At 59.3% G+C, this 23,598-nt stretch carries 18 protein-coding genes; 5 read left to right on the forward strand and 13 right to left on the reverse strand.

What is annotated here, in order from left to right; all coding sequences use genetic code 11:
* Positions 1-211: 211 nt before the first annotated feature.
* The 3 genes from ACK13D_RS03315 (at position 212) to ACK13D_RS03325 (ending at position 2,875) form a co-directional block, all read left to right on the forward strand.
* Complete coding sequence (locus ACK13D_RS03315) at positions 212-1,756, forward strand: methyl-accepting chemotaxis protein (RefSeq protein WP_418795688.1); 1,545 nt, start codon at positions 212-214, stop codon at positions 1,754-1,756.
* Between the two features lie 321 nt (positions 1,757-2,077).
* Positions 2,078-2,572 (forward strand): MarR family winged helix-turn-helix transcriptional regulator, encoded by a 495-nt coding sequence (locus tag ACK13D_RS03320; protein WP_010245760.1) that lies wholly within the window; start codon positions 2,078-2,080, stop codon positions 2,570-2,572.
* A gap of 102 nt (positions 2,573-2,674) precedes the next feature.
* The gene (locus tag ACK13D_RS03325; protein ID WP_194709459.1) at positions 2,675-2,875 is read left to right on the forward strand and encodes a hypothetical protein; all 201 of its coding nucleotides are present in this window, start codon (positions 2,675-2,677) and stop codon (positions 2,873-2,875) included.
* A gap of 271 nt (positions 2,876-3,146) precedes the next feature.
* Here ACK13D_RS03325 and ACK13D_RS03330 read toward each other — a convergent pair whose 3' ends face one another.
* The 7 genes from ACK13D_RS03330 to ACK13D_RS03360 form a co-directional block, all read right to left on the reverse strand.
* Complete coding sequence (locus ACK13D_RS03330; RefSeq protein WP_171820329.1) at positions 3,147-4,580, reverse strand: YchO/YchP family invasin; 1,434 nt, start codon at positions 4,578-4,580, stop codon at positions 3,147-3,149.
* Positions 4,581-4,753: 173 nt separating this feature from the next.
* Positions 4,754-5,551 carry an SDR family oxidoreductase gene (locus tag ACK13D_RS03335; protein WP_010245769.1) on the reverse strand — a complete coding sequence of 266 codons (798 nt, stop codon included), beginning with the start codon at positions 5,549-5,551 and terminating at the stop codon, positions 4,754-4,756.
* An 11-nt stretch (positions 5,552-5,562) separates the two neighbouring features.
* Complete coding sequence (locus ACK13D_RS03340; RefSeq protein WP_010245772.1) at positions 5,563-6,630, reverse strand: ABC transporter permease; 1,068 nt, start codon at positions 6,628-6,630, stop codon at positions 5,563-5,565.
* 227 nt (positions 6,631-6,857) lie between these two features.
* Positions 6,858-8,390 carry a sugar ABC transporter ATP-binding protein gene (locus tag ACK13D_RS03345; RefSeq protein ID WP_033757441.1) on the reverse strand — a complete coding sequence of 511 codons (1,533 nt, stop codon included), beginning with the start codon at positions 8,388-8,390 and terminating at the stop codon, positions 6,858-6,860.
* A gap of 10 nt (positions 8,391-8,400) precedes the next feature.
* Positions 8,401-9,012 (reverse strand): DUF2291 family protein, encoded by a 612-nt coding sequence (locus ACK13D_RS03350; protein WP_010245779.1) that lies wholly within the window; start codon positions 9,010-9,012, stop codon positions 8,401-8,403.
* A gap of 45 nt (positions 9,013-9,057) precedes the next feature.
* Complete coding sequence (locus tag ACK13D_RS03355) at positions 9,058-9,993, reverse strand: D-ribose ABC transporter substrate-binding protein (protein WP_010670004.1); 936 nt, start codon at positions 9,991-9,993, stop codon at positions 9,058-9,060.
* A gap of 55 nt (positions 9,994-10,048) precedes the next feature.
* Positions 10,049-10,846, reverse strand: a complete 798-nt coding sequence (locus tag ACK13D_RS03360) for a GolD/DthD family dehydrogenase (RefSeq protein WP_010245786.1) — start codon at positions 10,844-10,846, stop codon at positions 10,049-10,051.
* A gap of 352 nt (positions 10,847-11,198) precedes the next feature.
* On the opposite strand from ACK13D_RS03360, the gene ACK13D_RS03365 reads away from it, so the two are divergent.
* Together ACK13D_RS03365 and ACK13D_RS03370 are read left to right on the forward strand one after the other, a co-directional pair.
* Positions 11,199-12,011 carry a DeoR/GlpR family DNA-binding transcription regulator gene (locus tag ACK13D_RS03365; protein WP_010245789.1) on the forward strand — a complete coding sequence of 271 codons (813 nt, stop codon included), beginning with the start codon at positions 11,199-11,201 and terminating at the stop codon, positions 12,009-12,011.
* Between the two features lie 109 nt (positions 12,012-12,120).
* Positions 12,121-12,474 carry a DUF6404 family protein gene (locus tag ACK13D_RS03370; RefSeq protein WP_072171257.1) on the forward strand — a complete coding sequence of 118 codons (354 nt, stop codon included), beginning with the start codon at positions 12,121-12,123 and terminating at the stop codon, positions 12,472-12,474.
* Positions 12,475-13,083: 609 nt separating this feature from the next.
* On the opposite strand, the gene cobA is transcribed toward ACK13D_RS03370, so the two are convergent.
* The 6 genes from cobA to ACK13D_RS03400 are packed head-to-tail and all read right to left on the reverse strand — an operon-like array spanning position 13,084 to position 23,546.
* Positions 13,084-13,923, reverse strand: coding sequence for a uroporphyrinogen-III C-methyltransferase (gene cobA / locus ACK13D_RS03375; protein WP_010670001.1), 840 nt, complete (start codon positions 13,921-13,923; stop codon positions 13,084-13,086).
* Positions 13,923-16,541, reverse strand: coding sequence for a nitrate reductase (locus tag ACK13D_RS03380; protein ID WP_010245802.1), 2,619 nt, complete (start codon positions 16,539-16,541; stop codon positions 13,923-13,925). Before ACK13D_RS03380 ends, cobA begins: the two co-directional genes overlap by 1 nt.
* Entirely contained in the window at positions 16,538-20,602 is a 4,065-nt protein-coding gene (nirB, locus tag ACK13D_RS03385) for a nitrite reductase large subunit NirB (RefSeq protein ID WP_418795692.1), read from the reverse strand. The genes ACK13D_RS03380 and nirB overlap by 4 nt, the downstream gene beginning before the upstream one ends.
* 10 nt (positions 20,603-20,612) lie before the next feature.
* Positions 20,613-21,401, reverse strand: a complete 789-nt coding sequence (locus tag ACK13D_RS03390; protein ID WP_010245808.1) for an ABC transporter ATP-binding protein — start codon at positions 21,399-21,401, stop codon at positions 20,613-20,615.
* A gap of 10 nt (positions 21,402-21,411) precedes the next feature.
* The gene (ntrB, locus tag ACK13D_RS03395; RefSeq protein ID WP_010245811.1) at positions 21,412-22,284 is read right to left on the reverse strand and encodes a nitrate ABC transporter permease; all 873 of its coding nucleotides are present in this window, start codon (positions 22,282-22,284) and stop codon (positions 21,412-21,414) included.
* Positions 22,285-22,295: 11 nt separating this feature from the next.
* Complete coding sequence (locus ACK13D_RS03400; RefSeq protein ID WP_010245814.1) at positions 22,296-23,546, reverse strand: CmpA/NrtA family ABC transporter substrate-binding protein; 1,251 nt, start codon at positions 23,544-23,546, stop codon at positions 22,296-22,298.
* Between the last annotated feature and the right edge of the window lie 52 nt (positions 23,547-23,598).

Genomic DNA, 23,598 nt, shown 5'->3' on the forward strand with positions numbered 1-23,598 from the left:
TTCGTCAGGCGATAAAAAGCGATTTATCAGGATATTGGCCGGAATTTTGTTATCACTCCCGTTACGATTTTTGTGGCATAACGGGGTGGGTATACGTGCAGTTTTTAATTTCGTTAAATTAAATAGCGAACAATTTAGTTAAACGTAACTCTCCAGAAGTTCTCTCGCCTGCCGATACCGGTTTACCCAATGAACTCTTTCGGAACGAGAGATGAAAATTTCAACGCGCCTTAGCGCAGGTTTTGGCTTGCTTATTCTGCTGTTTATTATCTGTACCGGCACCGCGATTCACGCGCTGGATAGCGCTCGCGATGGTATGGACGAGGTGGTTAATGTCCGTTTGAAAAAGTACCAGACGGTGCTGGATATGCGCGGTGGCGTGCGGGATATGGCAATCGCGGTGCGTAACCTTGCTCTGCTGACCGATCCCGTTGCCATGAAGCCAGAATGGGAACGTCTGCAAAAACAGCGCGCGCTTTATATCAGCAACCGCGAAGTACTCTCAGGCATGATGCAGACCGACCTCGGACAGGCAGGACGGGAGGCGATGAGCAGAATCGAGTCCACTGAAGAGGCCGCTCTCTCCACGCTGATGACCGCCGGGAAACTGGGGATGGAAAATCGTCAGCAGGAGGTCACCGACTATCTGTTAAAGGTGGCGCGTCCGGCTCAGCAGAGCCTGCTGAAGGCGATAAACGATCTGACCGAGCTTGAGATGCGCAGCAGCCGGGATGCGGTAGTGGATAACGGCATCGCCATCGCCCGCACCACCTGGATACTGATCATCCTGGCGGTGCTCTCCGTGCTGGCTGCCGTCGTCACCTGCGCGTTTATTGTGCGGATACTGATGCGCCAGCTGGGCGGCGAACCGGTGCAGGCTCAGACGCTGGCTGCTGCGATAGCCGCCGGTGATCTCACCTCGCCGGTCACCCTGCGCCGTGGCGACAGCACCAGCCTGCTTGCGTCGCTCAGCGGCATGCAGACCAACCTGCGCGAACTGGTTACGCAGATCAAAGGGGCATCCGCCTCAGTGGCGCTGGCGGCCGATGAGATTTCGCAGGGCAATACCGAGCTTTCATCCCGTACCGAGCAGCAGGCTGCTGCGCTGCAGGAAACGGCCGCCAGCATGGAGCAGCTCACCGCCACGGTAAAAAGCAACGCCGCGGGCGCGCAGCAGACTGCCGGTTCAGCGCGCGAGGCCGCCACCCTGGCCCAGGCGGGCGAAGCAGATGTCCAGCGCCTGTCAGAAACCATGCATGACATTTCGCTGAGTGCCGTTCGGGTACGCGATATTACGTCGGTGATTGAAGGCATCGCTTTCCAGACCAATATTCTGGCGCTCAACGCCGCCGTCGAAGCGGCGCGCGCGGGTGAAGAGGGCCGCGGATTTGCCGTGGTCGCGGGTGAAGTCCGCTCACTGGCCCAGCGCAGCGCCACCGCAGCACGCGACATTAAGCAGCTGATTGAGCAGGCCGTGACGCAGGTCGAGGATGGCGTAACCGTAGCGGCCGGAACGGGTGAGCGCATCCTGAAGATTGTCAGCCGCGTCGGTGAACTGGCCGATGCTATGGACAACCTCTCCCTCTCCTCCGGTGAACAGATGCAGGGCATCTCCCAGGTCAGTATTGCGGTGAGTCAGATGGATGGCGTCACGCAGAATAACGCCGCGCTGGTGGAAGAGTCCTCTTCTGCATCGCAGTCACTGCTGGCCCAGGCGCGCGACCTGCGCGGTATGGTAGAGACCTTCACCGTATAAGCCGTATCGGCGGGCGGCTTCAGCCTGGGTTAAATGCTGAAATTGTCCTGCCGATCTTAGCTGCGTTGCACCCGGCGCACGTTGTGCGCAAGGGTTGCGACCGGTTATGTTGACTTCAATTTAATTTGACTCAATACTGTGCCGACTTTCAATCGGCGGCGCAGCTAAAGGCTTTTTCTCCCGCTGCGATAGCGCTTAAAAGTCTGGTGTCTTACACCAGAAAGAGATGCTGCCGAAATCAACATCTCCCCGAGATACTATTCGCGAGACTTCACGGCTGACCAACAGCCTGCGGTCTGGCTGTCCCACCCCGGACTCAGAATGAGTAAAGATATGAATGACGAACCCGCGGGGATCTCCGATACGCCTCCCGCCAGTGCAGCGCCTGAAACCATCGACCAGTTTCTCTGCTTTGCGCTCTATTCCGCCTCACTTGCCATGACAAAGCTCTATCAGTCGCGGTTAAAACCGCTGGGTCTGACCTATCCGCAATATCTGGTGCTGCTGGTGCTGTGGGAGAAAGATCGCCTGACCGTCTCTGATATTGGTGCACGCGTCCGGCTTGATTCCGGCACGCTCAGCCAGCTTCTGAAGCGGCTTGAAAGCGCGGGCATTATCTGCCGCCAGCGTGACACGGGAAATGATGAGCGCCGGGTGCTGATCTCCCTGACAGAACAGGGCCACCAGCTTAAAGTCGCGGCGGCTGGCGTCCCGGCTGATATGATCTCGGTGATGGATACCGCCTGTAGTGAACTCGGTGAGCTGACAACCCAGGTGGCAACGCTGCGTGAAAAGCTGCTTAAGGCCCTGCCATGATGCTGGCTTATAAAAAACCTGTGACCAGGCTGATAAAGCTGAATCGCCTGAGTGTTACCTCTTCAGGTGCTATTCAACAGAACGGTTGCGCTGGAGTTTCAATTGAGTACCGATAAACCGGCAGATATGGCTGACGTCCATGCCGTTGTAGGGCAGGCCGTGTCGAGCCTGCTGAAGTCAGGCAAGACGGCAGGCTTACAGGACATAATTGCATTCCTGCAGCATCAGCAGGCACGGTCGGTAAACGGTCAGCGAGAGGTCTACGCCAGAGCGGTGCGTATTGTGATGAGCATGGTTAACTGATAACCGGGCCGCTGTGCTAAACAGCGGCGCTGCCCGCGCCTTCTTAATATAAATACCCTGCCCGCTGCGCAGCGTCGTTCCTGCTTTCACCCAGTGGTTCCCGCTCTCATTTCAGGATCAATAGTGATGTCACTCTGCCGCGCCTTCGTCATCCCGACAACTTATCTCTGCCAGTAACCGCTGTCGGGCCTGCAGACGTTAACAACGCCGTCTGCACACCACCGCCGCTATTAACTCCCCTCTATCCTTTCTGTGCAGTAAAGCATTCCTGCTAAAGTGTGGTGCCACCGGGTGCCATCAAATCATAACGATCGTTCTGCGGGGCCTCGTCCACGGTCATCGGTGGCTGAATTTTCAGGGTGATCCAGTTAGAGGTCACACGCTGCTGCTTGCTATCCTCCAGCGTTACCGACAGGCGATATTCGTTGCTGGCGTCTGGCGACGGATCCCACTGCGGTAAGATCACACTCCAGCCCTGCGGATCGGCGTTATTGGCCGGAGGTGTCAGGCTCAGCGCCTGCGTATCACCCTGCCAGCTTACCGCCTTGATAGCATTGCTGGCGCGCACCTGCAGCTTCAGCGGCAGACTCTCGCCACTGCTTAACTGCCAGGGCGGGGTTGCCAGAAACACGGACAGCGTTTTGCGCTGACGGAAGGCGAGCACCGGCGTATCGCTGCGGGTGACGGTATCGTAACGGCTGCCGCGCAGGGAGTGCGCCTCAGCGACGTTTCCGGCATCGAGCTGACGTCGCAGCGCCACGCCAAAGCGATAGTTGAGTTTCAGCCCCAGCTGATCCTGACTCTCACCAGCGCTGCTGGTTTTATGGGTAGCGGACAGCGTCACCAGCGGCACGGGAGTGTAAGAGAGGCCAAACGACATGGCGGAGGGATTGTGATAGCGGTTGCCGCTGTTAAACAGATCGACATTCTCACCCAGATATTGCTGATAGCTCACCGAAACGCCCAGCTGACGATAAAAGGGCAGATAGCTCTGGCTGGTAATATCGTAGCCGCGCGCCATGCGCTGCTGCTGCGAATCGCCCAGATTTTTCCAGCCGGAAAGCGGCTGATAGTAGTTGGCCGAAAAGCGCATTGAATCGCTCCACGCTTCCGTGCCCACAGAGGCGCGTTGCAGGCCGCTGCTGAACACGCGGTCAACAAAGCCGTTGTAACCCAGCAGCCAGTCACCGGCATCCCAGCGTTGCCCCAGTCCCGCATTGCCAACCAGGCCATCGCCGGTATCGTGCAGACCAAGCTGGCTGAAGGTGAGCCGGCTGTTTTCGTCGGCCAGTGCGCTGAAGAGATCGCCGCCGGTGCCGGTAAAGTTTCCGTTCATGTCGACTTTCAGATCCAGCTGCGCGGTGCCGTAAGGGGAAAGCAGTGACTGCCCTTCGCTCTCAACCCGATCGGCCACTTCATCGCGCAGATGATTGAACGCCCAGACGCCCGCCTGCTGACCAAACGTGACATTGCTGTCGCTGTTGTTACTCGCTTCACCGATACTTTTGGCCACGGCCGCCAGCTTTTTGCTCCACTCTTCATCCTGATCGCTGGCACCGCCGAGCGTCGGCAGCGACTGACTGTAGCGCGCAGGATTGTCGAATGGCGTCTCTGACACCGCTGTTTCAGTCTGGAAGGCGCGGGCGCTCTGCGTGGCAGTCAGCGACAGCGCAATCAAAGAGAGAACCCCTGTTTTCCGTATCATGTCACCCGGCACATTGATTAGTTCGTAGCTGCAATTAAACAAAAATCATCAGCTATTACCTTAACATATTGTGACGGCGATGCAGGACAGCAGCGGCGAATTGTGCATATAACAGAAAAGTCCGGGTCAGAAAAAGGCCTGCGTTTACAGCAGGCCTGCGATCTCTCACCGCATCAGGAGAAGATCAACCCGCCATCCACATTGATGGTCTGCCCGGTGATGTAGCGCGCATCCTCTGATGCCAGAAAGGCCACCAGTCCGGCGACATCTTCCGGCTGACCGGCACGCTTCAGCGGAATGTTTTTCACCCACTCTGCCATCAGCTCCCCTTTACCGTAGGTTTTCTCCTCGCTGCTGAGGATCTCGCCCCAGACGCGATCGTTGTAATCCCACATCTCACTCTCAATGATGCCAGGGCAAAAAGCGTTGACCGTAATGTTCCACGGCGCCAGCTCCAGCGCCAGACTCTGGGTAATGCCTATCACCCCCATTTTGCTGGCGGCGTAGTGCGGCGTGTAAATAAAGCCCTGTCGTCCCTGCCCCGATGAGGTGTTGATCAGGCTGCCACTGCGCTGCTGCACCATATATTTCGCCGCTTCACGGCAGCAAAGCCAGACGCCGGTGGTGTTAACCGCCAGAATCCGCTCAAAGTCGCTTTTCGGCATGGTGTCGAAGCGGTCGATGGTGATCACACCCGCATTCTGTATCGAGACGTCGATCTGACCAAAGCGTTCAAAGGCCTGCTGATAGAGCTGCTGAACCGCAGCTTCATCCGTGATATCGACCTGCAGCGCCAGAATCTCACTGCCATACTGCTGCTGAAGCTGGTCGGCTGTAGCGAACACCCGGTCAGCATTCGACACCATCACCAGCCTGGCCCCGTCGCGGGCGAAACGCGCCGCGATCCCGGCCCCGATGCCACGACAGGCACCGGTTATCACCACTGTTTTTCCACGTTGTTCGCGGCTCATAATCGCTCCTGTTAACTGTGACGAACATCAGTAAGGGGGGCTGCCTGCTGCTTTTTTTCATGGCGACGCAGCAGCACCACTTTGCTTTGCAGACGTTGCTGGAACTGGTCGATGACTACCGCAGTCACAATCACCAGACCTTTGATCACCATCTGCCAGAAATCGCTGACGCCCATCATCACCATGCCATCCGCCAGGAAGACGATAACGAAAGCGCCAATAATCGAGCCGGAAACCCGGCCACGTCCGCCCGCCAGCGCAGTGCCGCCCAGCACGGTGGCACCAATGGCATCCATCTCAAACATGTTGCCGGTCATCGGGTGCGCGGTCTGCAACTGAGAGGCCACCACCAACCCGACGAGTCCCGCGCAAAGGCCGGAAAAGGCGTAGACAAAGACTTTCACCTTGATAATCGGCACACCCGCCAGTCGCGCGGCGGACTCATTGCCGCCAATGGCGTAGATGTAACGACCCAGCGGGGTTTTGCGTGTCAGGTAGAGGCCGAGCAGTAAAAAGCCGAGCATCAGCCAGATTGGCAGATAAACGCCCAGTACGGTGCCGGAGCCGAGCAGCGAAAAGCCGGTGTTGCCCAGCGCGGGCACTCCCACCAGGTTGGCGTAGGTGCCGCCGTCGTTGAACAGCAACGCCGCACCGCGCGCCACATACATCATGCCCAGGGTGCAGATAAAGGGTGCGACGCCCAGTCGGGTGATCACCGTGCCGTTAATCAGTCCTACCAGCACGCCAAAGATGGCCACCACCAGAATCACTTCAGGCACGTTGAGAAACAGCGTATTGCCGCCCCACAATGGGATACCATTGGTGAGCAGTGCGCCCGCCACCATGCCGCAGATCCCGGCGACCGCACCCACCGAGAGATCGATACCGCCGGTCAGGATCACCAGCGTCATACCAATGGCCAGCAGGCCGGTAATCGCCACGTGCTGCGTCATGATCAGCAGGTTAGAGGGGGTAAGAAAGTTCGGCACCATCACGCTGAAAAAGCCGACCACAATCAGCAACGCAATAAAGGTGCGGGCCTTGAGCAGGTACATATAGAGCAGATATTTTTGGTTCATGAAATTCTCCGGCCAGCTTAGAGCCTGGCCCGCCAGGCGTAATGGTTTCAGGCAGTCTGGACACGGACAGCGCGGAACAACCGGCACGTACACGCAGTACGTGAAGATTACTCGCTGTGCTCGCCCCTTCAGGGCCGCCCTGACGGGCGTTCAGGTTGCTAAAGCAGCCTGTGTGACCACTGCCCAGGTTCAGACGGACAAATAAAATAGCCTGATGGGTCAGGCTCTTAATCCTGCGGGGTTGATGCCGCAATCAGATGTTCTCGCGTCGCCGCTGCGCGCGGCAGATCGGCAGTAATCCGGCCATCGGCCATCACTAAAATGCGGTCCGCCAGCGCCATCACCTCATCCAGTTCAGACGAGGAGAACATCACTGCCAGCCCCTGCTGTGCCAGACTGCCAATCAGGTGATAGACGTCGGTTTTGGCACCCACGTCGATACCGCGCGTTGGCTCATCCAGCAGCACCACCTGTGGCCCGGTCATCAGCGCTTTACCCAGCACCACTTTCTGCTGATTACCGCCGCTCAGCGCCGTAACCGGCAGGTCGGGATCGCTGACTTTAATCGCCAGATGGCCGATCATCTCACTGACCCGCTGCTGCTCCCTGGCAGGATTCAACAGCCCCAGCGCACGTCGAAAACCGCGCAGGCTGAAGTCAGAGAGCGTCATGTTGGCGGTGACCGACATCAGTTCAATCACCCCTTCGCCTTTGCGATCTTCGGGCACCAGCGCTATGCCACTTTTCAGCCGCTGCTGGAAGCTGCGCTTCGCCAGATCCCTGCCCGCTAAACGTACCCGGCCCGACTGACAGGGCATCAGGCCAATCAGCCCCTTGAACAGCTCGGTGCGTCCGGCACCCAGCAGACCATAAATGCCGATCACCTCGCCTTTGCGCAGCGTAAAACTGACGTCATTAAGCTTGTAACCGCCGTTCTGATGCAGCGCAGTCAGGCCCTCTACCTCCAGCACCGTTTCCCCCTGTGGCGCAGGCTGATAGTCGAACTGCTTTTTCTTGTCACCCACCATCTGGGCGATAATCCACGGCACGCTGGCGTCCCGTACCTCGCGCTCACTGATAAAACGGCCATCGCGGAAAATGGTGATGTGATCGCCAATCTCCATCAGCTCTTCCAGCCGGTGAGAAATGTAGATAATGGTGACCCCACGCCGCTTAAGCTGATCGATGACGTTAAACAGCACTTTCACTTCAGACTGGCTCAGGGCGCTGGTCGGTTCATCCATGATCAGCACCCGGGTATCCTTCGACAGCGCCCGGGCGATCTCCACCAGCTGCTGATGACCAATACCCAGCTCACCCAGCGGCGCGTAAGGATCGACATCCAGCTGCAGCCGCTCCAGCAGCGACTTTGCCAGCGCGTACTGATACTTTTCATTGATCACCCCGCGCTGGAAATACTCATTGGCGATAAAGATGTTGTCCATCACGTTCATGTTGGGAAACAGATTCAGCTCCTGAAAAATGATGCTGATCCCCTGCTTCTCCGCCTGATGCGTGGAGTTCAGCGACACCACCTTGCCATCCAGCAGAATCTCGCCCGACGACGGCGTCTCTACACCCGCCAGCATCTTCATCATGGTGGACTTTCCGGCGCCGTTCTCACCGATCAGCACGTTAACTTTATTGCGGTAGACCCGATAACTGACCTGATCGAGCGCGGTCACGCCGGGATAAAGACGCGACACGTTGCGCGTTTCGATAATCACGTCGCCGGACTGTTGCGGTTGAGGATTTTGCATCTGCCGCTCCTTATTGCCGGGTGATCGCAGCCGGAGTGATATCCGGCAGCTGCTGCGGAATGTCCCAGCTGCTAAACACGCCGGAAACCCTCACTTTATCGCCCACCTTCGGCGCAAACTGCTGCATCAGAGTGGAGGCGTGCTGGTTAATCGCCTTGCCGTAATCACCAAACAGCACCTGGTCATTGAAGTCCTGATAGCTCACGCCTTTGTAGACATCCCGCAAAGCGGTGCCACGAATGATTGGCCCTACCTGGATTGTGACACTGTCACCTGATTCATCTTTCACGGTCATCTTCCCGCTGCGTGACGTGGTATTTACGGCGGTCACCTCGCCGCTAACCGAGACGCTGAACACACAGGGATTCTCAGCCTGACTGCGATAGCCGTAGCTCTGACAGGCACTGTCGAAGTCTTTGGCAGACTGCAGCGACTTCATCAGCGTCGCCAGCGGTTTAGCCTCTGCCTGAACCTGTGGCACCAGTTTCTGCTGCCAGAGCTGGTCGATGTTCGCCATTTTCGGATTGGGGGGATTTTTCAGGGCAGCCAGCTCCTGCTGCGACACAATTTTGCAACCGCTTAACAGCAAGACCACCAGCGTCAGCCAGACTCTTCGGGACATCATCTTCTCCCTGGCGCCCGCTTTCGCAGGCGCGACAGCGTTTAATTACGACTTGTAGTTAAAGTCCTGTACACCTTTAGCGTTTTCCGGGGTAATCAGAATGCCGCGGAACATCACCCGCTGTTTTTCCGGCTTCACGCCCTTCTGAATGAAGTTATCGAGATCGGTCACCCCTTCAGCGGCAATCGCCTGCGCCTGCAACATGACCGTGGCTTTCAGCGTGCCCGCCTTCACCGCATCGCGTTCGTCGTTGCTGCCATCAATCCCCACCACGATGACATCGTTGCGACCGGCCGCCTTCAGCGCGGCTATGGCGCCCAGCGCCACCGGGCCGTTACCGCAGATCACCCCTTTCACATCCGGATGCGCCTGCAGGATGCTGTCCATAATGCGCTTGCCGTCGATCAGCGTGCCTTTGGCATCCTGACGCGCCACGCTCTGCATATCAGGATACTGATCCAGCACCTGATGGAACGATTTCGAGCGTGTCACGCAGTTGTTGTCCGCCAGGTTACAGGCGAGTTCGGCGTATTTGCCCTTTTCGCCCATCTTTTCAACAAAGACGTTGGCAACGTCTGAACCCGCCTGGAAGTTGTTGTGGGTGATCTGTGCCAGCGCCACATCATCCACCGGGATTTCGCGGTTGATCAGCACCACCGGGATCCCGGCATCTTTGGCTTTTTTAATCGCCGCCACGCTGGCGGTGGAGTCGGCGTTATCCAGCACGATACCCTGCACTTTTTTACCGATAGCGGCGTCGATCAGTTCGCTCTGTTTCTTCACATCTTCGCCGTGCGACAGCACCGTCGTTTTGTAACCCAGCTCCTGTGCTTTGAGATTGGCGCCTTTGGCTTCGGAGGCGTAGTAGGGATTATCGAGTGAGTTAACCAGAATCATAATGGTGCCCTTTTCGGCGGCAAACGCCGCCTGCGAAACCAGACAGGCAGCCACGGCAGTGCACAGCAAGGTACGGTTTTTCATGATGTTCTCTCTTATCGTTATGGCAGGGTATGAATTCCCGGGTGCAGGATTGGCCTTACCAGATGGTAAAGCCCCCATCGATCATCAAGTCGGCGCCGGTGATCATGTCGCTGCCGTTGCTGGCGAAAAACAGCACCGCAGCGGCGATCTCATCGGTATAGGCAAAGCGACCGAGCGGAATCAGCTTCTTCATCTGCTCACCCTTCTCGCCGCGCCAGGCCTTTTCGCCCATCGGCGTCAGCACCACGGTGGGCGACAGGGTGTTAACGTTAATCCGATGCGGGGCAAACTCTTTGGCCATCACTTTGGTCATGCCCAGCAGGCCCGCTTTGGCTGAGGTGTAGGCGACATGGTTGTCGATAGCGATGGATGCCGCCTGGGAGGCGATATTAATAATTTTGCCGCCCGCACCGGCACGGATCATCAGCCGTGCGGCGGCCTGTGAGCAGAGAAAAGGCCCGGTGAGATTCACCGCAATCTGCTTCTGCCACTCGGCAAAATCGGTCTCGATCACCGGCTGCAGCATCACGTAGCCTGCGCAGTTCACCAGGATATCGATCCGGCCATAGTGGGAAACCACATCGTCAAAAGCCTGTTCAACCGACGCGGGATCGGTAACGTCACAGCAGACAAACTGCACCCGCTCGACGGGGAAATCTGCCCTCAGGCTGGCCACCTTCTCTGCTTCAAACGGCGGATAGAGTAGTGCCAGACTCGCGCCCTTCTCCAGCAACATGCCATTGGTCGCCATCGCGATACCGCCCAGCCCGCCGGTCACGACGGCCACTTTGCCGGCCAGATTCATTGCGGTATCCACGCCGTAGCGCAGGTTTACGTCATATTCACCACTCATCCCACTCTTCCCCTCAGATTTTTGCCGATGCCGTTGACTCACTCATTTTCGAACAAAAATATAAGCTATCGAAAAGAAATGTTGTGTGGAGCAGATCAAATTTCGACCATCTGCCCTGCAAAGCGGCTTATCTGATTGAAAAGACGTGATCTGGCTTCCAGTCCCGAAATAAAGGCAGCTGGTTGCAATCCGGAAAGCGTGAGAGATTCAATAACCTGCACATTTTATATTTTCGTTCGAAAACCAAAGGCAGATCAGGCTATCTCGCATTCATAAAAATGGCGCGTTAAACTCAGCCACAAAGACCTTGTTCGCCCGACTTCTCAGGTTATTGGAAAAGGGAGCATTTCGATTGAAAAGCAAAAGTGAGCAGTTCGCTGACATGCAGCAACGCCGCGAGAAAATTCTGGAGATGATCCGTGAGGATGGCACGGTCACGGTTAAAGCTTTGACGGAGACCTTTGGACTGACCGAAGCCACCTTACGCAGCGACCTTCGCATGCTGCAAAAACAGGGTTTTGTGCAGCGCTACCATGGTGGCGCGACGCTGATGACGGGCAAACAGAATACCGGGGCGATGCTGCTGGAGCGGCAGACACATCTGGAAGAGAAAGAGGCGATTGGCCGACTGGCGGCGCAGCATATCGAAAATGGCGACACGGTGATTTTCGATTCCGGCACCACGACCACCGCGATCACCGATGCCATCAGCCACATCCGCCGCCTGTCGGTCGTGACAACCGCGGTGAATATCGCCCTGAAACTGGGCGGCGAGCCGGGGATCAACATCCTGCTGACCGGCGGTACCTTTAAATTTCCGACGCTCTCTACCTCCGGCGAAAAGGCGGCCAGCTTCTTCGAAAACGTGCTGGCCGGTAAACTCTTCCTGGCGACCGCCTGCATCTCACCGCGTCTGGGCCTGAGCTTCCCCAGTGAAACCGACATCAAGGTAAAGCTGGCGATGATCAAATCCGCCAGCACGGTTTACGTGGTCGCTGACTCCAGCAAAATCGACAAGGTTTCGATGTTCGCGCTGCCCTGTGACTGGAGCAATATTCACTACCTGATCACCGACAGCGGCATCAGCACTGCGCAGGTCAAAGCGTTTGAAGCGCTAGGCGTGAAAGTGCTGGTGGCCCCGCTGCCGCTGAAGCGGGCGATGTAATGCTTGTTGAAACAACATCGATTCAGCCACTCGCTGTCATCAGACAGCCACAGGATTAAGTTACGCTCCAGAGCGAATGCTAAGCAGGGATGTAACGGATGATAAAACGATGAAAAACGAGATTTTCGAGCGCAGGAAAGCGCGGGCTTTAGCCCTGATGGCAGCGAAGAAAATATGGCCGAGTAACTCTTCTCCGCCATTACATCGTTTGTTATGGAAAATGAATATCCATCTTCCACCCCCGAGTTTCACTCCTTTCTGGCTCAATCTTGTGGTGTTTGCCAGCATGTACACGCTTATGATGCCACTGCTGCTCTTATTGCCTTCTCTTCCGGGCGTGTCTGACGACAACTATTCGCTGATACCCAATCTGATCGCAGGTCTGTTCTTCGGTACGACAATGGCACTGTTTCACGCATATCGAAAAAAGGTTCACAACCTGCCTGTGTGGGAGGAGCTTTAAAGCCAGCTAAAGCTCCATCGTCTTTTATACAGTGCACCTGCACGATGGTGCCTCCACTGTAAGCACGCACTATCGCTAATCGTGCAGGTAAGGCCTGCCTGAAGAGCAAAGTGTGCGAGCCAGGGATGGCGAGCCCAGTCCGCAGGGATGCGGGATCCCTTTGCGATCAGGCAGGCCTTTCCTGCACGACGCACCGTCTTACCAACCCTCACCTGCCTTCCCACACTGGACTGCTCTTTTCGTCCTGCTCGGGCACTTCCACTCTCATCAACCGCACTCAATCCAGATCTGATCCCAAAAAAAACCGCACCGCCGCCAGCCGGGCAGGAAGGGCCTGCCTGAAGAGCAAAGTGTGCGAGCCAGGGATGGCGAGCCCAGTCTGCAGGGATGCGTGATCCCTTTGCGATCAGGCAGGCCTTTCCTGCACGCCGCACCGTCTTGCCGCACCGTTCCGGCCTTACCACCAAGACATACGCCCACTCAATCCAGACCTGATCCCGCAAAACCCCGCACCAATGCCAACAGTGCAGGTAAGCCCTGCCTGAAGAGCAAAGTGTGCGAGCCAGGGATGGCGAGCTCAGTCCGCAGGGATGCGGGATCCCTTTGCGATCAGGCAGGTCTTTCCTGCACGACGCACCGGCTCACCGTCTCCCCACCCCGCACCTGCAAATCCGCCCGATAAAACCGCACCACTTCACCCACCATCAGCAACGACGGAGACACCGGCTTATCCCGCGCCACCGTCTCCGCTAATCCCCCCAGCGTGGTAATCAACACCCGCTGATCGGGCCGGGTCCCATTCTCAATAATCGCCACCGGCGTCTCCGCATCACGTCCCTGCGCCTGCAACTGCGCACTGATCGACGCACTCCAGCTCAACCCCATATAAAACACCAGCGTCTGATTCACCGCCGTCAGCGCAGCCGCCTCCAGCTGCGGCTCGCCGTTCCGCCCATGCCCGGTAATCAACCGCAAAGACTGCGCGCAATCCCGATGCGTCAACGGAATTCCGCTGGCTGCCGCACAGCCCACAGCCGCCGTAATCCCTGGCACGACCTCACAGCGAATCCCGGCCTGCTGCACGCTCACCATCTCCTCGCCTCCGCGACCAAAAACAAACGGATCGCCCCCCTTCAGCCGGATTACATTGCGTCCACTGCGCGCCAGTTCCACCAGCAACTGATTAATCTGCGCCTGCTTCAGACCATGCTGCCCCGGCTGCTTACCCACATCAATACACAACGCCTGCTCCGGCACCTCCGCCATCACCGCGTCACTCACCAGCCGGTCATATACCACCACCTCAGCACGCTGCAGCAACCGCAACGCCTTAACGGTCAGCAGTTCCACATCGCCAGGGCCCGCACCCACCAGCCACACCGCGCCCTGTTGCGACACGGCATCCACCGGGGCCAGTAACTTATCCAGAGAATCAATTGCTCGTGTCATCATTCCTCCGACATCACTTCGGACAGCAACAACTGCTTCAGCTCCGGAATACAGGAGCCGCACTGCGTGCCGCACTTTAGCTTTTCGCCCAACGCCTGAGTTGTACGACACCCCTGCGCCACCGCCTGTAAAATCGTCTGCTCACCCACCGCCATACAACTGCAAATAATCCGTCCCGTGGCCGCGCCCTGCGCGGGCTGTCCTGCCAGTACACTGTGCCGCCCTGCCGCATCCTGCGGCGCATGACTAAAGGCCTCGGCGACCCACGCACTATCAATCGACGGCAACACGGAGCCGGCATAAAACGCCAGCTGCAACTCGCCGTCACGCCATGCCAGCAACCGGTAATCATTGCCGCTGCCGGTCGCAACCTGCCTGTGACAGCCTGAAAGAACAACCTGCCCGTCCAGCCAGACCTGCGGCGAGCCCTCGCCCGCCACCGCATAACGCTGCACCGCCGGATAGGGGGTACGCGCCCAGTAACGCAACCCTGTGGGCTGCGCTATCTCGCGCTGCCATAGCCAGCCCTGCCAGCTCACCCTCAACGGCAGAATCCGCACCGACGTCTGCTTCAGCGCGGGCTGCCCCGAAAACGGACAGGCGCGGGCGGCCACCAGTAAATCGACGTGACTCTGCTGACTGAACTGCCGGTTCCAGTGCATCGGCACAAACAGCTCGCCGCGCCGCATCCCGGCATCGACACGCACCCGCACGCTAATCCAGCCCTGAACAGACTGCACCCGCGCCAGTCCGCCCGCCGTCACGCCATACGTTGCCGCATCCGCCGGATGCAGCGCGACAAACGGTTCATCGCAATGCTGCATCAGACGCGGCACCAGCCCGGTACGCGTCATGGTGTGCCACTGATCGCGCACCCGTCCGGTATTCATCAACAACGGATACGCCGGTTCGCGCGGGGCGACAACCGGCGTGGCCGGCACCCGCAACCGGGCCTTACCATCCGGATGAAAAAACCGACGATTGCCAAACAGCCGGGCGCAGCCCTGCGGACAGGCCGCGTTAACCGGCCACTGCACCGGACGCAGCGCATCCCAGTCAGCATTACTCAATTGCGCCAGGCCGCTGATATCAAATGCCCTGGCGCCCCGGTTCTCGAAACCTGACAACGCCGCATGCTCACGGAAAATCTCTGCCGGATGCTGCCAGTTAAAGCCTTCATCAAACCCTAAACGCCTGGCCACCTGCGACAGCAACCACCAGTCAGGCCGGGCGTCACCGGGTGCGGCGGCAAAAGCGCGCTGACGTGAAATACGCCGCTCGGAATTGGTCACCGTGCCGTTTTTCTCGCCCCACCCCTGGGCGGGCAGCAGAATATTGGCAAAGGCGCTGGTATCGGTCTGCGCCATCACATCTGATACAATCACCAGCGGACAGGCCGCCAGCGCCTGCGCGACGCGGTTGCCCTCAGGCATCGACACCGCCGGATTGGTGCCCATAATCCACACTGCTTTCACCGTGCCATCCGCCAGTGCCCGGAAAAGATCCAGTGCAGTCAGTCCCGGTTCCCGGGCAATGGCCGGACTGCGCCAGAAACGCTGCACCCGTTCGCAATCCGCTTCAGTAAAATTCATATGCGCCGCCAGCTGATTCGCCAGGCCACCCACCTCCCGTCCGCCCATGGCATTTGGCTGTCCGGTCAGCGAAAAAGGACCACAGCCCGCGCGGCCTATTTTGCCCGTCAGCAGATGCAGATTAAGAATCGCCTGGTTATTGTCGCTGCCGGTGGCGGACTGATTAATCCCCATGCACCATAGCGTCAGCACCCGATCGTGCTGGCTGAAAAGCTGGAAAAAGTGCGCGACCTGCTGCACGGTTAAGTCACATGCCTCTGCCACTCGCGCCACACCCCACTGCGCTGCGGCGGTCAGCGTCTCGTCCACACCATTCAGGTGCGGCAACATGCTGGCATCAATGCCATCCTGCTGCGCCAGCCAGTGCAGCAGACCGGAAAACAACGCCGTATCGCTGCCGGGCCGCAACGGCAGGTGGAGATCGGCCTGATCGCAACTCGCCGTACGCCGCGGATCGATAACGACAATACACATCGCCGGACGTTGCAGCTTCGCCTGCATCAGCCGCTGCCACACCACCGGATGCGCCCAGGCAGCATTAGACCCCACCAGCAGCACCAGGTCGGCCTGCTCCAGATCCTCATAGCAGCAGGGCACCGCATCGGCCCCCAGCGCCCGCTTATAACCGACCACCGCCGACGCCATGCAGAGCCGCGAATTCGTATCGATGTTGGCTGCACCGATGTAGCCCTTCATCAGCTTATTGGCGACGTAGTAATCCTCGGTCAACAGCTGGCCGGAGCCGTAAAACGCCACCGCCTGCGGGCCATACTGATCGATAACCGCCCGCAATCCCGCCGCCGCCGCATCCAGCGCAGCGTCCAGGCTGACGCGCTGCCCGTTAACCTCGGCGTTCAGCAAACGCCCTTGCGGCGTCAGGGTCTGGCCCAGCGCTGCGCCTTTTACGCACAACCGACCTGCATTCGCGGGATGGTGCGGATCGCCGATCACGGTTGCCTGATGCGCCCCCTGCGGGGTGACGCAGACGCCACAGCCGACGCCGCAATAGGGACAGGTACTGTTCATGATGCCTGCGCCAGCTGATCCAGCGGACGATTTGCCAGCCAGATCTGACCCGCTTCCAACTTCACCGGCCAGCAGCGCAGCTGATGCTGCGGGTTATCCAGGCTCTGTCCGTCACGCAACCGTATCCGCTGCTTATAGAGCGGGGAGATCACCACCGGCTCGCCGCCCACATCGCCAAGGATCCCACGTGAGAGCACGCTGGCGTCGCTGCCGGGTTCGCGGTCTTCCAGCGCAAAAAGCGCATCGCCAAAGCGGAACAGCGCAACACGTTCGCTACCCAGTCGCGCCCCGATCCCCGCCTGCTGAGGAATCGCCTCCAGTGTACACACCGCGCTCCACGGCTCGGCTGGCGGCGGTAACAGCGGACGATCGGTAACGGCCTCCGGCTGACGCTGACCGCGCACCCGGCTGTAGTGCAGCGTCTCATCCGGGCGATCGCTGTTGACCGTAGGGGTAAACAGCGCAAGTCGTGAAGGATCCGCCAGCGTGGTCTGCCACTCGCACTGATACGCGTCCACCACCCGCTGCATCTCCTGCTCCAGCGTCTCGCCCAGACCGAGGCTATCCTCAATCACCACCTGACGCAGATAGTCCAGGCCGCCTTCCAGATTGTCCATCCAGACGCTGGTGCGCTGCAGCCTGTCTGCGGTGCGGATATAGAACATCAGCAGGCGGTCGACATAACGCAGCAGCGTGGCATCATCGAGATCGCTGGCGAACAGGTCGGCGTGGCGCGGCTTCATGCCGCCATTGCCACACACATAGAGATTCCAGCCCTTTTCCGTGGCGATCACCCCGATATCTTTGCTCTGCGCTTCCGCACATTCGCGGGTACAGCCCGATACCGCCATCTTGATCTTGTGTGGGGCGCGCAGCCCCTTGTAGCGGTTCTCCAGCGCAATGGCGAAAGCGGTTGAATCCTGCACGCCGTAGCGGCACCAGGTCGACCCCACACAGGACTTCACAGTGCGCAGCGACTTGCCGTAGGCGTGACCGGTTTCAAAACCCGCCGCCAGTAGCGTCTGCCAGATATCAGGCAGTTGATCGAGCCGCGCGCCAAACAGGTCGATACGCTGACCGCCGGTGATTTTGGTGTAAAGATCGTAACGCGCCGCCACCTCGCCAATCGCGATCAACCCCTGCGGCGTGATTTCGCCCGCCGGGACGCGCGGCACCACCGAATAGGTGCCATCTTTCTGGATATTGGCGAAATAGCGGTCGTTGGTGTCCTGCAACGGCAGATGCGTCGGTTTTAGCAGATAGTCGTTCCAGCATGAGGCGAGCAGTGACGCCACCAGCGGTTTGCACACTTCACAACCCTGCCCCCGACCATGTGACGTCAGCAGCGCATCAAAGGTTCTGAACTCACCGGCCCGCACCAGGTGATAAAGTTCCTGGCGCGAATAGCTGAAATGTTCACAGATATCTTTTTTTACCTCGACACCGAGGTTTTCCAGCTCAAACTCCATCACCTGTTTTACCAGTGCCGCACAGCCGCCGCAGCCCGTAGCCGCTTTGGTGCAGCTTTTGATGCTGCTCATCTCACCGCATCCGCCTTTCACCGCCGCGCAGATTTCGCCCTTGCTGACGTTGTGACAGGAGCAGACCTGGGCGCTGTCAGGCAACGCCGCGACGCCTGGCGCTTTCGGCGCCCCCGACAGCGCAGGCAGGATAAGGCTTTCTGGCGCGGCAGGCAGCGGTAACTCATTGAGCATCATCTGCAGCAGCGTGGCGTAGTCGCTGCTGTCACCGACCAGCACGCCGCCCAGCAGCCGGGTGCTGTCGGCAGAAACCACGATTTTCTTGTAGATGCCTTTTGGCCCGTCGGTCCAGTGATAGTGCTGACTGCCCGGCGTGCGGCCATGCGCGTCACCAAACGACGCCACCTCCACCCCCAGCAGTTTCAGTCTGGTACTCATGTCCGCGCCGCTGAAGGCGGTGGATTCAGCCGCCAGATGCCCGGCCAGCACGCGTGCCATCTGATAGCCTGGCGCGACCAGACCAAAGATCTGACCGTTCCACAGTGCGCATTCACCAATGGCAAACACCTCTTCATCGCTGGTCTGGCAGCGATCGTTGATCTCAATGCCGCCGCGCGGTCCCAGCGTCAGGCCCGCTTCACGTGCCAGCTCATCGCGCGGCCGGATACCGGCGGAGAACAGCACCAGATCGCCGTGTAAACTGCTGCCGTCAGCAAAGCGCAGCACCACGCTACCGTTGGTCTGACGCTCAATCAGTTCGGTCTGTTTTGAGGTGTGAACCGTGACGCCCAGCGCATCGATCTTCTGGCGCAGCATCAGCGCACCGCCCTCATCGAGCTGCACTGCCATCAGGCGTGGCGCAAACTCCACCACATGCGTTTCCAGCCCGAGCTGCCGCAGCGCATTTGCCGCCTCCAGACCCAGCAGGCCGCCGCCAATCACAATGCCGCGCTGGCTATTGCGGGCGCAGGCGGCAATGGCATCAAGGTCGTCCAGCGTGCGGTAGACAAAGCAGCGTTCGTCGTCGTGGCCCGGTACCGGCGGTACAAAAGCACGCGAGCCGGTGGCCAGCACCAGCTTATCCCACGCCAGCTCATTGCCCGCGCTGTCACGCAGACTGCGCTGCTGACGATCGATCGCTACGACTGCGCAGCCGCTGCGCAGTTCGATGCCGTGCAGGGTAAAAAAGTCCGCGCTGACCAGCGACAGATCGTCGGCCGTTTTGCCGTTGAAATAGTCCGACAGATGCACCCGATCGTAAGCCTGCTGACGCTCCTCGCCGTAAACCACGATGTGGTAGTGCTGATGCAGTTCGCGGGCAACCAGCTGTTCAAGAAAGTGGTGACTGACCATGCCGTGACCCACCACGGCTAATACCGGTTTACTCATCTCAGGACTCTCTGCAGCCTGCGGCTGCGGTTCAGGTTGACGGGAATCGAACAGGGCTTCGAGCGTGACAGCTTCGGTGTGCAGCAGACGCGCCAGCAGCGCGGGACCCTGCCGGGTGTCGCCAGAGAGCAATACGCCACAGAGGCGGCCCTGACGAAGAAACAGACGGCGGTAGTCGCCGGAGATCGGATCAAAACTGCTGATGGAGGGTGCCTCACTGACATCCCCGGCGCTGAACAGCGAAATGCCACTGACTTTGAGCCGCGTCGCCTGCGGCTGGCTGACAAAGTCCGCCAGTGGCGACCCCGCCAGCTGTGCGGCCAGAATCTGCGCCTGCGTCAGGCAGGGTGCGACCAGGCCAAAGCTTTCGCCGGCAATTTCGCAGCACTCGCCTACGGCGTACACCGACGGGACCGCTGTGCGTAACTGCCCATCGACCAGAATGCCGCGCTGACACGGCAGACCCGCCGCCTGCGCCAGCGTTATCTCTGGCTGAACGCCGATGGCAATCACCACCTGCGTGGCGGCGCAGTGACGCCCGCTGGTCAGCGTCACACCCGCCTCGTCAATCGCCGTGAGTCCGCTGTTCAGCACGCAGCGGATACCGCGCTGCTGGAGTGCCGTCAGCAACAGCTCGCCCGCCTTTGCATCCAGCTGGCGATCCAGCAGCCAGGGTTTGTGATGAACCAGCGTAACCTCACGCCCACGGACACAGAGTGCCGCCGCCGCTTCAATGCCGAGAAAACCACCGCCCAACACCACCACCGGTCCCTGGCACGCCAGGAGTTGCCGGACGTCGGCGATACTGCGAAAACCCAGTACGCAATCCGCGTTGATGCCGGGAATGGCGGGCAAACGGGGCTGTGAACCGGTGGCAAACACCAGCCGATCCCAGCCCAGCTGGCGATAATCGGTCTGCACTGTACGTGCCGCCAGATCGACCTGCAGCACGGTTTCGCCGGATAGCAGCGTGACGCCGTGCCGCTCATACCAGTCGCGATCGTGGATCAGCGTTTCACTGAACGGCGTTTCACCCGCCAGCACCGGCGAGAGCAGCACACGGTTGTAATTGCCGTGCGGCTCGCGGCCAATGACCGTGATGGCGAAGCGCTGCGGTGCACGTTGCAGCAGGCTCTCCACCATCTGCATTCCCGCCATGCCATTACCTATCACCAGCAACCGTTGCTTCATGGTCTGTTCCTTACGCCGCAGTGGTCTGTTTTTCATAGAGGAAATGCAGCACTTTCTGTCGCAACTGGTGGTAGCGCGGCTCATCCGCCAGCGCCACCCGTGAACGCGGACGTGGCAGATCGACAGTGAGGATCTCGCCAACCTGCGCCGCCGGGCCGTTAGTCATCATCAGCACCCGGTCTGACAGCAGCACGGCTTCATCCACGTCATGGGTAATCAGCACGATGGTGGTGTTCAGCTCCTGCTGAATGCGCATCACGCTGTCCTGCAGATGAGCGCGGGTTAAGGCGTCCAGCGCGCCAAACGGCTCATCCAGCAGCAGCACGCGTGGCTTCATCGCCAGCGCCCGCGCAATACCGACGCGTTGCTTCATACCGCCGGATATTTCGCCGGGCCGCTTGTGCATGGCATGGCTCATCTGCACCCGGTTAAGGTTGTGCTCGATCCAGTCACGCATCTCCGCTTTGCTGAAGCGCCCTTTAAACACCTGTTGCACCGCCAGCTCGACATTCTGAAATGCCGTCAGCCACGGCAGCAGCGAATGGTTCTGAAACACCACCGCGCGCTCCGGACCGGGGCCAGTGATTTCGCGGTTATCACACAGCAGCACGCCGCTGCTGGGCCGGGTTAAACCGGCAATCAGGTTCAGCAGCGTCGATTTGCCGCAGCCGGAGTGGCCGATCAGGCTCAGGGTTTCCCCTTCGTGAATATCAAAACTGACATTGTCCAGCGCCAGAAACTCGCCGCTGGCGGTGGCAAAACGCTGGCTGACCTGCTGGACGCGAATGATCTGTTGCACCGTGCTCTCCTTATTTATCCCAGCTAAAACGACGGACCAGCAGCATCAGCCCCTGTTCCAGCAGCAGCCCGATTACGCCGATGACCAGAATGGCGACCAGAATATTTTCCACGTTGAGGTTGTTCCACTCATTCCAGATCCAGAAGCCGATGCCCAGTCCGCCGGTCAGCATTTCGGCGGCGACGATCACCAGCCAGGCGATGCCGATAGAGAGACGGACCCCGGTCAGCACCGCGGGCAGCACGGCGGGCAGCAGGATCCGGCGCATCACCGTCCACTCAGAAAGCTGTAACACCCGCGCCACGTTGAGGTAATCCTGCGGAATACGCTGTACCCCTTCGGCGGTGTTAATGATCATTGGCCAGATCGAACAGATAAAAATGGTCCAGCTGGCGGCAGGCTCGGCGCGCTGAAACAGCAGCAGGCCAATCGGCAGCCAGGCCAGCGGACTCACCGGCCGCAGCAGGGCGATGACGGGATTGAACATCTGCGCCATAAAGCTAAAGCGACCGATTAAAAAGCCCGCCGGAATGCCGACCAGCGCGGCCAGGCCGAATCCAATGCCGACGCGTTGCAGCGACGCCAGCACGTTCCAGCCGATGCCCTGATCGTTGGGGCCGTTGCTGTAGAACGGGTCAGCGAACAGGACCTGAGCGGCCTGCCAGGTGGCGTAAGGCGAAGGGAAACCCGGTTGCGACAGCGCCGCGATCTGCCACACCAGCAGCATTAATAACAGGCCACCGGTGGCGGGAATGGCGCGCTGCAACAGCGGACGCAGACGCGCCGGACGGGCTGCGGCTTTCGGGGTGACCTGTAACGGAATAACGGTGGCACTGTTGTGACTCTGCACCGGCTGCGCCAGGGCGCGCGCGTCAGTTTTCATAGCAACCTCTCTTAACGTTTGATAGCGAAACTGGCGGCATAGGCGGCAGGATCACTGCCATCCCAGACCTTGCCGTCGATGAAGGTACTGCTGCGCATTTCACTGGCGGGCAGTGCAACCTGTCCGACTGCGCTGGCGGCCTGTTTGTAGATGTCGATGCGGTTGATCTGGCGCGCCACCGCGAGGTAGTCGGGATCGCTGGCAAGCAGGCCCCAGCGTTTCATCTGGGTCAGGAACCACATGCCGTCTGAGAGCCAGGGAAAACTGACGTTGCCGTTGTCAAAGAAGCGCATCGGGTGAGCGTCCTGCCACGACTGCCCCAGGCCGTTCTGATACTGACCGAGCATCCGACCCTGTAACGTCTCCACTTTGGTATTGATCCAGGCGCGGCCGGCTAACACCTGCGCGGTTTCACGGCGGTTGTCGTCCGAGGCATCAATCCAGCGCGCGGCCTCCAGCACAGCGGCGGTGAGTGCACGGGCCGTGTTGGGGTTCTCTTTCACCCACTCTGCGCGGGTGCCGAGCACTTTTTCCGGATGCTCCGGCCAGATCTGCTGGCTGGTGGCGGCGGTAAAACCGATGTTGTCGCTGATGGCGCGCTGGTTCCACGGCTCACCAACGCAGAAGCCGCTCATGTTGCCAATTTTCATGTTCATCACCATCTGCGGCGGCGGCACGACCACGGTGCGCACGTCATCAAACGGGTGGATGCCCGCATTGGCGAGCCAGTAATAGAGCCACATGGCATGGGTGCTGGTCGGAAAGGTATGGGCGAAGGTAAAGCTGCCTTTGGCGCTGCCATCAATGGCCTTTTTCAGGCTGGCCGCATCGGTGACCCCACTGGCTTTCAGCTGGTTCGACAGGGTGATCGCCTGGCCGTTATGGTTGAGCGTCATCAGGTTCGCCATGTCGTGCTGCGGACCCGCTACGCCCAGTTGCAGGGCGTAGATCATGCCGTAGAGCACATGCGCCGCATCCAGCTCACCGGAGGTCAGTTTGTCGCGCACCGCCGCCCAGCTCGCCTCTTTGCTGACCTGCAATGTGAGACCATACTTTTTGTCGAAGCCTTTCACAGAGGCCATCACCACCGGCGCGCAGTCAGTGAGCGGGATAAAGCCGACCCGCACCTGCGCTTTTTCTGGCGCATCTGATCCCGCTGCCCAGACCGCATTTCGTAATCCCGGAACGATCCAGGCCGCACCCAGCGCGGCGCCGGAGATCAGCGCCTGACGTCGTGTCAGTGAAAATGGCGTTTTGCTCATCTTGTTGCCCCTGAACAGAAATAAAAAAAGGCGTCCTCCGACAAGCCGAAGC

It is taken from the genome of Pantoea sp. K16, assembly GCF_048452805.1.
GTDB lineage: Bacteria > Pseudomonadota > Gammaproteobacteria > Enterobacterales > Enterobacteriaceae > Pantoea > Pantoea agglomerans.

Coding starts and splice junctions, on each gene's coding strand:
- ACK13D_RS03315 (WP_418795688.1), top strand. CDS start 212: ATGAAAATTTCAACGCGCCTTAGCGCAGGTTTTGGCTTGCTTATTCTG.
- ACK13D_RS03360 (WP_010245786.1), bottom strand. CDS start 10,846: ATGAGTGGTGAATATGACGTAAACCTGCGCTACGGCGTGGATACCGCA.
- ACK13D_RS03355 (WP_010670004.1), bottom strand. CDS start 9,993: ATGAAAAACCGTACCTTGCTGTGCACTGCCGTGGCTGCCTGTCTGGTT.
- ACK13D_RS03400 (WP_010245814.1), bottom strand. CDS start 23,546: ATGAGCAAAACGCCATTTTCACTGACACGACGTCAGGCGCTGATCTCC.
- ACK13D_RS03380 (WP_010245802.1), bottom strand. CDS start 16,541: ATGAACAGTACCTGTCCCTATTGCGGCGTCGGCTGTGGCGTCTGCGTC.
- nirB (WP_418795692.1), bottom strand. CDS start 20,602: ATGAAGCAACGGTTGCTGGTGATAGGTAATGGCATGGCGGGAATGCAG.
- ACK13D_RS03335 (WP_010245769.1), bottom strand. CDS start 5,551: ATGAGCCGCGAACAACGTGGAAAAACAGTGGTGATAACCGGTGCCTGT.
- ACK13D_RS03330 (WP_171820329.1), bottom strand. CDS start 4,580: ATGATACGGAAAACAGGGGTTCTCTCTTTGATTGCGCTGTCGCTGACT.
- ACK13D_RS03320 (WP_010245760.1), top strand. CDS start 2,078: ATGAGTAAAGATATGAATGACGAACCCGCGGGGATCTCCGATACGCCT.
- cobA (WP_010670001.1), bottom strand. CDS start 13,923: ATGACACGAGCAATTGATTCTCTGGATAAGTTACTGGCCCCGGTGGAT.
- ACK13D_RS03340 (WP_010245772.1), bottom strand. CDS start 6,630: ATGAACCAAAAATATCTGCTCTATATGTACCTGCTCAAGGCCCGCACC.
- ACK13D_RS03350 (WP_010245779.1), bottom strand. CDS start 9,012: ATGTCCCGAAGAGTCTGGCTGACGCTGGTGGTCTTGCTGTTAAGCGGT.
- ACK13D_RS03345 (WP_033757441.1), bottom strand. CDS start 8,390: ATGCAAAATCCTCAACCGCAACAGTCCGGCGACGTGATTATCGAAACG.
- ntrB (WP_010245811.1), bottom strand. CDS start 22,284: ATGAAAACTGACGCGCGCGCCCTGGCGCAGCCGGTGCAGAGTCACAAC.
- ACK13D_RS03370 (WP_072171257.1), top strand. CDS start 12,121: ATGAAAAACGAGATTTTCGAGCGCAGGAAAGCGCGGGCTTTAGCCCTG.